General features: G+C 65.3%; 12 protein-coding genes. 2 read left to right on the top strand and 10 right to left on the bottom strand.

The genetic code is table 11. The annotated features are described in order from the left end of the window. Window positions 1–166: 166 nt before the first annotated feature. From LB568_RS20290 to LB568_RS20305, 4 genes are all read right to left on the bottom strand, one after another. Entirely contained in the window at window positions 167–1,267 is a 1,101-nt protein-coding gene (locus LB568_RS20290) for an AbrB family transcriptional regulator (RefSeq protein WP_224731112.1), read from the bottom strand. A 79-nt stretch (window positions 1,268–1,346) separates the two neighbouring features. Further along, complete coding sequence (locus tag LB568_RS20295; protein WP_224731113.1) at window positions 1,347–1,655, bottom strand: putative quinol monooxygenase; 309 nt, start codon at window positions 1,653–1,655, stop codon at window positions 1,347–1,349. A gap of 64 nt (window positions 1,656–1,719) precedes the next feature. Further along, complete coding sequence (locus LB568_RS20300; RefSeq protein WP_224731114.1) at window positions 1,720–2,502, bottom strand: SDR family NAD(P)-dependent oxidoreductase; 783 nt, start codon at window positions 2,500–2,502, stop codon at window positions 1,720–1,722. 64 nt (window positions 2,503–2,566) lie between these two features. Then, window positions 2,567–3,004: a DsrE family protein gene (locus LB568_RS20305; RefSeq protein ID WP_224731115.1), complete on the bottom strand. Its 438-nt coding sequence runs from the start codon at window positions 3,002–3,004 to the stop codon at window positions 2,567–2,569. A gap of 96 nt (window positions 3,005–3,100) precedes the next feature. Between LB568_RS20305 and LB568_RS20310 the strand changes: the two genes are divergently transcribed. After that, the gene (locus tag LB568_RS20310; RefSeq protein WP_224731116.1) at window positions 3,101–4,204 is read left to right on the top strand and encodes a hypothetical protein; all 1,104 of its coding nucleotides are present in this window, start codon (window positions 3,101–3,103) and stop codon (window positions 4,202–4,204) included. A 153-nt stretch (window positions 4,205–4,357) separates the two neighbouring features. Here LB568_RS20310 and LB568_RS20315 read toward each other — a convergent pair whose 3' ends face one another. Beyond that, on the bottom strand, window positions 4,358–5,305 hold the full coding sequence (locus LB568_RS20315) for a cation diffusion facilitator family transporter (RefSeq protein ID WP_224731117.1): 948 nt from the start codon (window positions 5,303–5,305) through the stop codon (window positions 4,358–4,360). Window positions 5,306–5,310: 5 nt separating this feature from the next. Beyond that, complete coding sequence (locus tag LB568_RS20320; RefSeq protein ID WP_224731118.1) at window positions 5,311–7,500, bottom strand: anthranilate synthase; 2,190 nt, start codon at window positions 7,498–7,500, stop codon at window positions 5,311–5,313. A 320-nt stretch (window positions 7,501–7,820) separates the two neighbouring features. On the opposite strand from LB568_RS20320, the gene LB568_RS20325 reads away from it, so the two are divergent. Further along, window positions 7,821–8,591: an isocitrate lyase/PEP mutase family protein gene (locus LB568_RS20325; protein ID WP_224731119.1), complete on the top strand. Its 771-nt coding sequence runs from the start codon at window positions 7,821–7,823 to the stop codon at window positions 8,589–8,591. A gap of 1 nt (window position 8,592) precedes the next feature. On the opposite strand, the gene LB568_RS20330 is transcribed toward LB568_RS20325, so the two are convergent. The 4 genes from LB568_RS20330 to LB568_RS20345 form a co-directional block, all read right to left on the bottom strand. Next, on the bottom strand, window positions 8,593–9,648 hold the full coding sequence (locus LB568_RS20330) for a succinylglutamate desuccinylase/aspartoacylase family protein (RefSeq protein ID WP_224731120.1): 1,056 nt from the start codon (window positions 9,646–9,648) through the stop codon (window positions 8,593–8,595). Between the two features lie 83 nt (window positions 9,649–9,731). Beyond that, window positions 9,732–10,901 (bottom strand): MFS transporter, encoded by a 1,170-nt coding sequence (locus LB568_RS20335; RefSeq protein ID WP_013893418.1) that lies wholly within the window; start codon window positions 10,899–10,901, stop codon window positions 9,732–9,734. A gap of 148 nt (window positions 10,902–11,049) precedes the next feature. Further along, entirely contained in the window at window positions 11,050–12,426 is a 1,377-nt protein-coding gene (locus tag LB568_RS20340; RefSeq protein ID WP_013893419.1) for an FAD-containing oxidoreductase, read from the bottom strand. Then, on the bottom strand, window positions 12,423–12,884 hold the full coding sequence (locus LB568_RS20345) for a membrane protein (RefSeq protein ID WP_013893420.1): 462 nt from the start codon (window positions 12,882–12,884) through the stop codon (window positions 12,423–12,425). The genes LB568_RS20340 and LB568_RS20345 overlap by 4 nt, the downstream gene beginning before the upstream one ends. Window positions 12,885–13,013: the final 129 nt, after the last annotated feature.

The following is a 13,013-nucleotide window of genomic DNA, read 5'->3' on the forward strand; positions in this document are numbered from 1 at the left end:
TCTCCACTGTCTCATGTCAGATTGCGTCCTCGCGCTCTCAAATATGAGTATGTGAGTCAAGTATTTTTTGCGACTTACGCCCAAGCTGCCGAGGGTTTTCGCGCAGCGGCCACGCGGGTCGGGATTCGACCGGTCAAATCATGGGGGCCGAAGCGAGCGGTTTTGCCTATTCCCGGATGCTTCTGGCCACCAGCCGCGCGACGCTCGGGCCGACGAGCAGCACGATCAGGAAGCGCGCCGATTGCAGCGCCATGACGAAGGAAATGTCGACGTTCCGCGCGGCGGCCGCGATGATGGCGACGCTGTCCATGCCGCCGGGGCTGGTCGCCAGATAGGCGGTCAGCGGATCGATGCCGAGCAGATGGCTGATCAGGAAGGCGAGCCCGCCGCAAAAGGCGATCAGCGCCACGATCGAGGCGATGATCTGCGGCAGGGCGCGCGTTGCATGGCGCAGGATCGGCCGGGTGAAGTTCAATCCGATCGACCAGCCGACCATGGCGTAGCTGACGGCCAGCAGCCAGGGCGGCAATTGCATCTCCACGCCAAGGCCGAGATGGATGACGGTGCCGAAGATGAAGGTACCGAGGAAAAACGGCGAGGGCAGCCGGCACAATTTGCCCGCCAGGCCGCCGACGATCGCGATGCCGATGGTGGCGGCGAAGGCTTGGGCATCGATCGGCGGAAACCAGACGATGGGCGGGATCTCGATGCCCGATGTGTCTACCCACATCTTGGCGACCAGGGCCGCCGTCACCGAAACGAAGATGACGCGCAGATACTGCATGAAGGCGACAAGGCGCTGGTCGGCGCCGAAGGCGCCGGCCATCAGCACCATGGCGGTGGCGGCGCCCGGCGAGGAGCCCCAGACGGCGGTGGTGCCTGGCAGGATGCGCCAGCGGCTGATCAGCCAGCCGAGCAGGCTGGAGGCAGCGACGGTCGCCACCACGACACCCAGGAACAGCGGCCATTCCCGGTAGAAGACGGGAAAGATGTCAGCCGAGATCGAGGCGGCGACGAGGCAGCCGACGATCGCCTGGGCGGAGCCGAACAGAAGGCGCGGCACGCGCACCGTGGCGCCATTGGTGCCGGCGGCGATGGCCGCCAGCATCGGCCCGATCAGCAGCGCAGCCGGCAAAGCAGCGAGTTCGAGCGCGCCGGCAAAAAGGGCCGAGATGGTGAGCAGGATCAGCCACTGCCAAGGCCTGCCCATGCGCGCCATGCGCTCGATGGCGGGCTGGTCCAGAGGTGGCTCGGCCGAGGAATCCATTTTTCGGTCTTAGACGCGAAGCGAAGTCATGCGAACCTATGCGCCCGAAAAAATATACGATTTCGTGCGCCGGATCGGATCAGCCGTTTTTGGCCTCAGCCAACCCAAAGCCGCCGACCGGGTGGGTCTCGACCTGGAACTCGAAGCCGGCGATGAAGGGCCGCGCCTTGGCGATGGCCGCCTGGACTTCGGGAAGCTGCAGCGAGGCCTTGTGGCTTTCGGCGTCGGTCCACACTTCGGTGACCCAGATCGCATCGGCATCCGCGGGGTCGCGGGCGATGATATAGCTCAGGCAACCCGGCAGGGCGCCGGTGCTGGCGCGCAGGAGGTCCACCACCGCGTCGCGCTGGCCGCGCGCTGCCCGCATCTTGCCGATCAGTCCGTACATTCCGTTGTCTCCCCTTCAAAGTCTCCGACAAGAGTATGCGGGCCGCCAGTATGCAGATAGCTGGTCACGGCATCAACTGGCCGCCATTCACCTCGATCACCTGGCCGGTGATGTAGCCGCTCAACAGGTCCGATGAGAGGAACAGATAGGCGCCGACGCAGTCTTCGGCGGTGCCGGCGCGCCCTTGCGGAATGGTGGCGACCATGCCTTTCATCTGTTCCTCGGTCGAATAGCGCTCGTGGAAGGGCGTGAGAATGGTGCCGGGCGCCACCGCGTTGACGCGGATGCCGAAGCCGATCAGTTCCTTGGCCATGCCGCGCGTCACGTTGGAGACGAAGGCCTTGGCCGAACCGTAGAGACCGGCGCCGCCGCCCGCCCCGTTGCGCGCGGCGATCGACGAGGTGTTGACGATGAAGCCACCCTGCTTCTTCAGCCACGGCATCGCCTTGCGCGAGGCGGTCAGCACCGAACGCGCGTTGAGGTCCATCACCGCATCGTAATGGGCCTCGGTCTGCTCGGCGTAGGGCACGCGGCCGAGCATGCCGCCGGCATTGTTGACCAGCCCGTCGAGACGGCCGAAATGTTGCGCGCTGTCCTCGACGACGCGTTCGACATCGGCGGCGACGGAGAAGTCACCCTGGACGAGGAACACCTCGCCGCCACTGTCGGCGATGATCTTGCCAAGCTTCTCGGCGGCGTCGCGGCTTGAATTATAGTGCAGTGCCACTTTGGACTTCTGCGCGGCATAGGCCAGCGCCAGTGCGGCGCCGATGCCGGTCGAGGCACCGGTGACCAGCACCGCCTTGCCGGCGAGATCGGGGATGGTAAGCGCGGTTATGCCTGGCACGGCGGTTTCCTCCGGAGATTTTCATGAGACCAGCCGTTCGCGACCGTCCAGTCAAGACTGTGCACTATGGCCTGAGATAGGCATAGCCCTGGCTTTGCAGTTCGGCGAGCTTGACGACACCACCCTTGTCGGCGGCGTGGAAGCCGGCGAGCAGGTCGGCCAGCGAAATGTCCATGCCGTGCATGGTGTTGCCGCAGGCATGCGGCTCCAGCCCCTGCTGCACCAGGCCGGCGAAGCGGCCGGAGACCGCCGCCGATATGCCCTTCGACTTGAAGCCGGCCAGGGCCGGGCCATGCACGACGAGCACGATGTCGACATTGCCGCCAGTGCCCTCATAATGGTTCTTGATGTTGCCGAGCACGAAGTTGACCTTGTCCACATCGCTCAGGTGATAGGCGACCTTCAGCCTGGCGGGCTCGGTAGCCGCGGCCTGCACCGCCCGCAGGCCAAGAAGCGTTCCGGTTCCGGCAAGAACCGCGCGGAACATGTCGCGTCGGCGCATGGCATCCCTCCTCGGATTTCTCCTCGATTTGCGTGGCTCCAGCCGCAATACTAGCATAAATTGACGTTACGTCCTGTCGATGCGAGGAGGGGTCACATGACGTTCAGAGTGGGGGCATGGAAGACAATCGCCGGCGCCGGATTTGGCGTCGCGTTGCTTGGTTTGCTGGCAGGCACGGCCGCTGCCGACAATGCGCTCAAACTGACCGAACTCAGCCCGAACGGGGCGGACGCCTGTTTCGGCCGGGTCTATGACGCGGCGCATATGAAGGCGTATCCGAAGCAGAAGGTGGCGCGGATCTTCTTCTACTATGGCCACGATCCGGTCAGCAGGCCGAACGAGGAACCGTCGGCGAATTCGGATACGTCCTACAATGGTTTCCTCACCACCACCGTGCGCGGCGCCAAGGCGCCGCAATGGGCAGGCGGCTGGTGCAATCACCAGTCCGAGGACGGCACATCTGGCCCGATCCGTTGCGGTATGGAATGCGACCGCACGCTGACGTCGCTGAAGGTCGACGACAAGGGCCGGCTGCTCCTGTCCGATCTGTCGTCCGATATCTATCTCGATGCGGGTTCGGAAGAAGAACTGGGCGCGGCCGAATACGACAGGCAGGCGCTTGGCAAGGAGGACGACAATTTCCGCCTCGACCCGATGCCGGCCGCGACCTGCAAGGCGGAGTTCGCGCGCATCGATCCGATCGATCCAGGGCTCGGGGCGCCGTTGCGCGAGCGGCTGAAGCCCGACCAGGCCTTTTGCTACGGCCGCGACTATGACGCGTCGCATTTGGCCTCGCATCCCGGCCAGCTGACGCAGTCGATCCGGGTTTTTCGCGGCCCGGTGGAACTGGCGTCCTATGCCTCCGGCGGTGACGCCGCCAATTGGCCCGACGGCGCCGACATTGCCGTCTCGGTCACGACGCGGCAGAAGTCGGGCAAGGTCACGCAGACCTATTCCTGCCAGGGCGAGGCCGACCAGTGGCGTTGTGCCGCGAGTTCGAAGATGAGCGATTTCTCCTGCGACATCGCGCAGAAGGAGATTTTCCTCAAGCGCGGTGCCAACGGCACGATGATGCTGGCCAATCCCAACAGCAGCCTGGCGATCGTCGATCTCTGCTCGAAGGCCGCCGACGGCAAGACGCAATCCGACGACAAGGTCTACAGGCTGCAGCCAATGCCGCAATCAGCCTGCGCCCCGTGAGGCCTGCCGATATTCAGGTGATGCCGGCCTGCGAACGGCAGCTTCCTGCGCTTCCGGTGCTCACGTACTTAAGTACGCTCCGCTCCGGTTCTCGGAAGCCACCATTCTCGGCTCGGCCTGACCTGAATCTCGACAGGCCTCGCAAACTGCAGGCTATGCGAACGGCACGGCCGTCGTGCCCTTGGGCAGCTTGGCTTCGTCGTCGGGCTCGACGTGGATGGTGACGCGCACCGAGGGGATTTCGGCCTTCAGCGCGTCCTCGATGCGGTCGCAGATGACGTGGCTGGCGCCGACGGACATGTCGGCGTCGACGACCAGGTGGAACTCGATGAAGGTGGCGCGGCCTGCGATGCGGGTCTTGAGGTCATGCACCTCCAGCGCGCCCTTGCAGTTGGCCGAGATGACGTCGCGGATGCGCATGTTTTCCTTCGTGTCGACGGCACGGTCCATCAGTCCGTTCATCGACGAGCCGATGACGTGCCAGCCCTGCCACAGGATGTTGAGCGCGACGAGGACGGCGAGAGCCGGATCGAGGATCTGCCAGCCGGTCAGGATGGCCCCGACCAGGCCGCCGAAGACGCCGATCGAGGTGACCACGTCGGTCATGATGTGGTTGCCGTCGGCGACCAGCGCCGGCGACTTCTCGGCCCGGCCGGCGCGGATCAGCGTCCAGGCCCAGAAGGCGTTGATGACGGTGGCGACGCCGTTGACGGCAAGACCTTCCCAGGGCTGCTCGAGTGGCGCCGGTGTCTGCCAGGAGCGCCAGACTTCGTTCAGGATCAGAAGGGCGGCGAGCACGATCAGCACGCCTTCGAGCACTGCCGAGAAATATTCCGCCTTGTGATGACCGAACGGGTGATCCTGGTCGGCGGGCTTGTAGCTGACCTGGATCGCCCAGAAGGCGGCGGCCGAGGCGATGACGTTGACGATCGATTCCAGCGCGTCGGAATAGAGCGCGACGGAGCCGGTCACGTACCAGGCGACGATTTTCAGGCCGAGCACGATCGCGGCAATGATGATCGACCAGAAGGCAAGGTTGGCGACCTTGCGCTTCGCCGCGGCCTTGGCCGCGGTCGCCACCGTGTTCTCGGCTTCGGCCATTGAGTTCAGGCTGCCTTTTCCTTGGCCTTGCGCGGCAAATGGGCAACGATGTTCTCGATGATGCGCATGCCGGCATTGTGGCCAAGCGTCATGATCGATTCCGGGTGGAACTGGACAGCGGCGATGGGCTCCTTGCGGTGCTCGAAGGCCATGATGATGCCATCCTCGGTCTCGGCCGTGACGATGAAGTCATCGGGCAGCCGCACCGGATCGGCGAAGATCGAGTGGTAGCGGCCGACGGTGACTTCCTTGGGCAGGCCGGAAAAGATGATGCCCGGCTTGGAGACGCGGATGCGCGACGGCTTGCCGTGCATGGGAATATGCAACTGCCTGAGTTCCCCGCCATAGGCCTCCGCCAGCGCCTGCAAGCCGAGGCAGACGCCGAAGATCGGCAGCTCGCGGGCACGAGCCCGTCCGATGGTGGCGGCGCAGTCGAAATCCTTCGGCGTGCCAGGGCCGGGCGACAGCACGACGAGATCGGGCTTCAGCCGGTCGAAGACTTCCTCCGGCACCGGCGTGCGCACCGTCGAGACATTGGCGCCGGTCTGCCGGAAGTAGTTGGCGAGCGTGTGGACGAAGGAGTCTTCGTGGTCGACGAGCAGGATGTTGACGCCGTCACCGACGCGCGCGGTGGTGCGCTCGGTGCTGGCGGAATTGCCTGCCTTGGCGTCGCGGATGGCGGAGAGCATGGCGGATGCCTTCAGTTCGGTTTCGGCTTCTTCTTCCTCGGGAATGCTGTCGAAAAGCAGCGTGGCGCCGGCGCGCACCTCGGCGATGCCGTCCTTGATGCGGATGGTTCGCAGCGTCAGGCCGGTGTTCATGTCGCCGTTGAAATTGACCATGCCGATCGCACCGCCATACCAGGCGCGCGGGCTCTTCTCGTTCTGCTCGATGAAGCGCATGGCCCACAGTTTGGGCGCTCCGGTGACGGTGACCGCCCAGGCGTGCGAGAGAAACGCGTCGAAGGCGTCCATGCCTTCGCGCAGGCGGCCCTCGATGTGATCGACGGTGTGGATCAGGCGCGAATACATCTCGATCTGGCGGCGACCGATGACGCGCACCGAGCCTGGCTCGCAGACCCGCGACTTGTCGTTGCGGTCGACGTCCGAGCACATTGTGAGCTCGGATTCGTCCTTCTTCGAGTTGAGCAGTTTCAGGATCTGCTCGCTGTCCGAAATGGCGTCGTCACCGCGCTTGATGGTGCCCGAGATCGGGCAGGTTTCGACGCGGCGGCCGTTGACGCGCACGAACATTTCGGGCGAGGCGCCGATCAGGTATTCGCCTTCGCCCAGATTGATGAAGAAGGAATAGGGCGAGGGGTTGATCGACTTCAGCTTGCGCGAAATCTCCGAGGGCTGCGTCTCGCAGCGCTCGTAGAACATCTGGCCGGGTACGACTTCGAACAGGTCGCCGCGTTTGAACGAGTCCATCGCGCGGCGCACCAGATTGGCGTATTCGCCGGGCTCGTGGTCGCCGCGCGGCGGGATGCGGTCGGCGGTCTTGAACGGCTCGGCGATTTCGTCGCGCGGCAGGCCCTCGGTGGAAAAACCCTCGCCCGAATAGTCGTAGCGGTCGGTCCAGGCCTTGGCCGAATAATGGTCGACGACCAGGATTTCGTCGGGCAGGAACAGCACGAGGTCGCGCTGGCTAGGCTTGCGCTCGAGCTTGTAGTCGACCGGGTCGAACTGGAAGGCGAGGTCGTAGCCGAAGGCGCCGTAGAGGCCGAGATTGGCGTCTTCGGCGGTCTTGAACAAAGCGGTGATGGCGCGCAGGACAGTGAAGACCGAGGGAACGCGGCTGCGCTCTTCCTCGGTGAAGACGCGGCCGGGCTTGGCGACGTCGAGGCGGATGAGTTTCTTTGAAGTTTCGGCGATCGTCACCTCGGAAAGGTCGCCGAGCGTCTTGCCGATGACCGGCAACAGCGCCTCGCCGCGGCCGTTCAGCGCCTCGATGCGCATGGCGCGGCCGCGCGCCGAGATCACCAGCGGCGGATCGATGATGGCGGTGTCCCAGCGCGTGTAGCGCCCTGGATATTCGTAATTCGAGGAGAACACCGCGCCCCGGCGCGAATTCAAGCCGTCGATATAGCTGTCGATCGCACCGGCATAGGGCCGGTCGTGGCGTTCGCGGGTGATGGTGATGCCACCCGCGGTCACGAAGCTTTCAGCGCCGTTTTCCAGAACCTTCATCGTCATTGCCGTCTCCATCAGCTTGTTGGGGCAACGGACCCGGGACTGGCTTTTGAAAAAACAAATGGCCGCCCGGACATTCCGTTGCGGCCACCCTCTCTTTCACGCACGCGCGTTCGAACAGGCCGCTGTCAGCAGGCCCACCACCAAATGGTCTTGGTCGAACGCATGTTCATGGCGAAATCCATAGCGGCGAAAAACCGGATACGCAACTGATTTGAAAAGTCTGTTCGGTGGCCGCCGCTTCTCAGGCCCATGGCACATCGCCACAGCCGGTAGCCCTGCCTAAACTGCGTGTCCAACATCGAGAAGACGGGATAGACGTCATGACCGACCAGATCGAGCGCGCGCGAACGTTCCATTCCCTTCACGTCAAGGGAAATCCGGTGGTTCTCTACAATGCCTGGGATCCGGGTTCGGCCAAGATCGTCGAGAAAGCGGGCGCCAAGGCCATCGCCACCGGAAGCTGGCCGGTCGCGGCCGCCTTTGGCTACGCCGATGGCGAGAAGATCCCGCTGGAACTGGGGCTCGACAACATCAAGCGCATCGTGGCGGCGGTCGATCTGCCGGTGACCATGGACCTCGAGGGCGGTTACGGTGTCGAGCCGGAGGTCGTCGCCCAAACGGTGACGCGTGCCTTGCGGGCCGGCGCCATCGGCTTCAATTTCGAGGACCAGATTGTCGGCGGCACCGGCCTGCACGACATTGCCGTGCAGGTAAAGCGGGTCGAGGCGGCTGCAGCAGCCGTCAAGGCCTCCGGCATCCCGGCCTTCCTCAACGCCCGCACCGACGTCTTCCTCAAGGCGAAGCCCGATGCGCATGACAGGGCCCTGCTCGACCAGGCGATCGAGCGCGCGCATGCCTATGAACAGGCCGGGGCAAGCGGCTTCTTTGCGCCGGGCCTTGGTGACGAAGGGCTAATCGAGGCGCTGTGCAAGGCCACGACGCTGCCGGTCAACATCATCGCGCTGGCGCATGTGCCGCCGCGGCAGCGGCTGGCCGAACTCGGCGTCGCCCGCATCAGCCATGGTCCCGTGCCTTACCGGCAGATGGCTGAGTGGCTGGAGGCGAAGGCGCGACAGGCGATCTCGGGGTAGTTCAGTCCTCGAGCGTGCCTGACCTCGCGTCGGCGCTCTTCCTGTCGCCGACCAGTTTCAGCAAATCCTCGCCGGCGCGGATGATGCGGCGCGAGCGGCGGGTCAGGATGAGGCCGTCCTGCGGCGCGAACACTTCCGTGCGGCCATCGGCTTCGCCCGGGGCATGGACGATGGTGGCCAGCCGCGCGCCCCGCGCGACGCGGTCGCCGGGTTTCACCTCATAGAGGACAGCGCCAGCCCGGGGCGCCGGCATCATGTCGATGTTTTCCAACGGGCCGACGACACCCTTGAACGGATCGGGTGCGGGAAGCGTGGCATCGGTGACCACGCCGCGTGCCACCAGCAGTCGGTAGAGGCCTGCGGCATCAGCGCTGGCCAGCGGGCCATCGACGTCGAGGATGCCGCGATATTCGACCGTTGTGGCGACGCGGCGGTCGAGCTTCGCCACCTCGGCGGGAACGTTCTGGTAGGGCATGATCGAGGCGCCCTCGAAAGTACCGTCGGTGTCCTCGCTCCACAGCACCACCGCGTCGATGCCCATGGCGGCGGCGCAATCGGCCATGGCCGGCCATAGGCTGGTGTGGATGTAGAGATAGGCCAGGCCTTCGTCGTCGCAATGCAGGTCGAGCACGATGTCGTTGCCGAGCGACAGCTGCATCAGGCGCGACTTCAACCGTTGGTCGGCGCCACCGAACGTGGTGTCGGGCAAAAGCTTGGCATCGGGTGCCGCAAGCAACGGAAAGCCTCTGTTGAAGTTGGTGCGGGTGCCCAGATGGAAGCGGCCCTGATGCTCGCCGAAATGATACTGGGCGCGGCCGATCGGGTTGGCCCATGGCACGATGGTGATGTTGCCCTTGATGCGGCCTTCGGCTTCGGCCTTGGCGAGCATCGGCATCAAGGCATCGATGGCGACCACGCCCGGCAGTTCGCCGGCATGGAGTGCCGCCTGTAGATAGGCCGAGGGCGCCGCCTTGTCGGCGCCGGTGAAGCGGAACACCGGGAATTCGTAGGAAACGCCATCGCTGTCGCCGGCGATGCGTTCGATCGATTTCTGCATGACTTCCTCCTTCGGCAGGCGGAGAGACATGCCCCGCGGCGAGGCCATTGTCGATTGGTCCAATTTGTCGCGCTATGGGCGCACTACTCGGCGGGTTGTGCGACGGGGATCCGCCGGTCCAGGGCCTGTGACAGCACCGCCACGGTGACCGCGAGCAAAGCGAGCACCGCGCCGACCAGGGGCAGATGGGCATAGGAAACGCCAGCCGAAAGGGCCACGCCGCCGATCCATGCCCCGCTGGCGTTGCCGACATTGAAGGCGCCCTGGTTGAGCGTGGCGGCAAGGTTCGGTCCTTCGGAAGCCGCCTCGACGACGCGGATTTGCAGCGGCGGCACGACGACGAAGACCAGCAGCCCCCACAGGAAGACCACGCCGATGGCGACGCTTGGGATCGCGCCGAACTGCATGAAGCCGACGAACAGGACCGCCATCAAAAGCAGCGTGCCGATGACTGTCGGCATCAGCTTCCAGTCGGCCAGCCGGCCGCCGATGACGTTGCCGATGGTCATGCCGGCGCCGAACAGCAAGAGCACCCAGGTGACCGCCGAGGTCGACAGGCCGGACACGTCGCTGAGATAGGGCTTGATGTAGGTGAAGACGGCGAACAGGCTGGCCGAGGCCAGCGAGGCGATCAGCATCGCCAGCCAGACCTGCAACTTGCCCAGCACGCGCAGTTCGCCGCGCAGGCCGCCGCCGCTCGGCTCGGCGACATCGGACGGCACCAGCCAGGCGATGGCCGCGACCGAGATCAGGCCGATGCCGACCACGGCCAGGAAGGTGGAGCGCCAGCCGAAAGCTTCGCCAAGCGCCGTGCCGGCCGGAACGCCCAGAATGTTGGACAGCGTCAGGCCGGCGAACATCAGCGCGATGGCGCTGGCGCGCTTGTTGCGGGGCACCAGGCTTGCCGCGACGACCGAGCCGATGCCGAAGAAGGCGCCGTGGCCGAAGGCGGTGAAGACGCGCGCGGCCATCAGCAGCCAGTAGTTGGGGGCGATGGCGCAGAACAGATTGCCGACAACAAACAGGGCGGCCAACCCGACCAGCACCGGCTTGCGTGGCAGATGCGCCGTGGCCATGGCGACGATCGGCGCGCCGAAGACGACGCCCAGCGCATAGCCGGTGACCAGCAGGCCGGCGGCGGGGATCGTCACGCCGAGATCGGCGGCGACCTCCGGCAGCAGCCCCATGATGACGAATTCGGTGGTGCCGATGCAGAAGGACGCAATGGCAAGCGCAAGGATCGGCAACGGCATGGGGCGTCCAGACTGAATCGGTTCAATTTTAGACTGCGCGACGATCCATGCCGGGCGCAACATACATCGCTGCAATGCAGCAATGCAGAAAGGATAGAGCAGATCCGCAACGGGCTGCCGAGGCATCGGACCGGAAGCCGAACAGGTTTCAGGCCAGCGGCTTCAGCTCCTGCGCGATGGTGGGCAGCAGTTCCGAGACGGTCGGATGGATGTGCACGGCGCGCGCCAGCGTGTCGACGGGCGCCTTGGCGTACATCAGGTCGAGCACGCAATGCACCGCCTCGTCGCCGCCGGGGCCGAGCACCGAGCAGCCGAGGATTTCCCTGGTGTCGGCATCGACAAGGATCTTCATGAAGCCTTGCGTCTCGCCCTTTTCGACGGCGCGGCCGACGCGCGTCATCGGCCGTTGGCCGACCAGCGCCCGGCGGCCGGATTTCCTGACCGCGGCCTCTGTCATGCCGCAGCGGCCGAGCGGCGGGTCGATGTAGAGCGCGTAGGCCTCGATGCGGTCGCTGACCTTGCGCGGATCGTTGTCGAGCAAGTTGGCGGCGACGATCTCATAGTCGTTGTAGGAGGTGTGGGTGAAGGCGCCCCTGCCGTTGCAGTCGCCCATCGCCCAGATGCCTGGCACGTTGGTGCGCAACTGGTCGTCGATGGTGACGAAGCCGCGTTTGTCGACTTCCACGCCGGCCTTGTCGAGCCCGAGATCGTCGGTGTTGGGGGTGCGGCCGAGCGCCAGCAGCACGTGCGAGCCGACAGCCGGCGGCTTGCCGACGGAGAAGGTCACGGCGATATCCCCGCCCTGTCTGGCAAAGCCGATGTCGTCGGCGCCGAGATGGACGGCGATGTCTTCGTTTTCGAGAATCGACAGGATGGCGGCGGAGACGTCCTCGTCCTCGCGGCCGGTCAGGCGCGGGCTCTTTTCGATGACGGTGACTTCCGAGCCGAAGCGGCGGAACATCTGCGCGAATTCGAGCGAGATGTAGCTGCCGCCGACAACGATCAGGTGGCGCGGCAGCACGTCTAAATCCATCATCGTGGAATTGGTCAGGTAGTCGATGTCGTGGACGCCGGGCAGGTCGGGCACAGAAGCGCGGCCGCCGGTGTTGAGGAAGACCTTTTCGGCGGTCAGAAGTTCGTCGCCGACGCGCACCGTGTTGGCGGTCTCGAAGCGTGCGTGGCCGCGATAGAGGGTGCAGCCCTTCATGCCGGCGATCCATGTCTCCAGATTGGTGCGGGCGTTGATCGTCACCTTGTCCTTGCGCGCCTTGATCACTTTGTAGTCGACCCCGACGGGGCCTGAGAGCGTCACGCCATAATCGGCGGCGCGCCTGGCGAGATGCGCGGCATAGGCGCTGGCGACCATGGTCTTGGTCGGCATGCAGCCGGTGTTGACGCAGGTGCCGCCGACCAGCTTGCGCTCGATCAGCGCCACGCTCATGCCAGCGGCCGTCAGCCGGCCGGCCAATGGCGACCCCGCCTGGCCAGCGCCGATGATGATGGCGTCGAAAGTCTTGGCTGTCATGCCACCGCCGCCACGATCAGCAGGCCGCCGATGATCGCCACCGCGTCCTCGATGAAGGCGGCGGGCGGATCCTTGCCGAAGGCGGCTGCCAGCCGGCCGCGCGCCTCGGCGCCACCCAGCGTGCCGATGACCGCGCCGATGGCGCCGGCGATCAGGCCGCCGATGGTGGAGCCACCCGTGGCGCCGATTACCGCACCGCTGAAGGCGCCAAGCAGGATGCGGGCGCCGAATTGCTGCGGCACCTTGCGGCTGGGCGTCGACGGCAGCTGGTCGGTGACCAGTTCGATGATGGCCAGGATGGTGAAGATGCCGACGGCGGCCCAGTGGCTCATGAAGCTTGCCCAGGTGCCGGCAACCGGCAGCCAGCCGAGCCAGGCGCCCCAGGCGACGGCGGCCGGCGCGGTCATGGCGCGCAGGCCGGCAATGACGCCGATCAACAGTGCGAGAACATAAAGCATGGTAGATCCCCTCGATCCCCGGGCCAGGACAGCCCTGAGCAGGCAGGCTACCATAGGTCCGATATTTGGCCAGTGCTTGCGTCCGCACTTTTCTGCCGGCCGCGATTGTGCTTTGCAATGACGTCGATT

Source organism: Mesorhizobium sp. B263B2A (genome assembly GCF_020165775.1).
GTDB lineage: Bacteria > Pseudomonadota > Alphaproteobacteria > Rhizobiales > Rhizobiaceae > Mesorhizobium > Mesorhizobium opportunistum.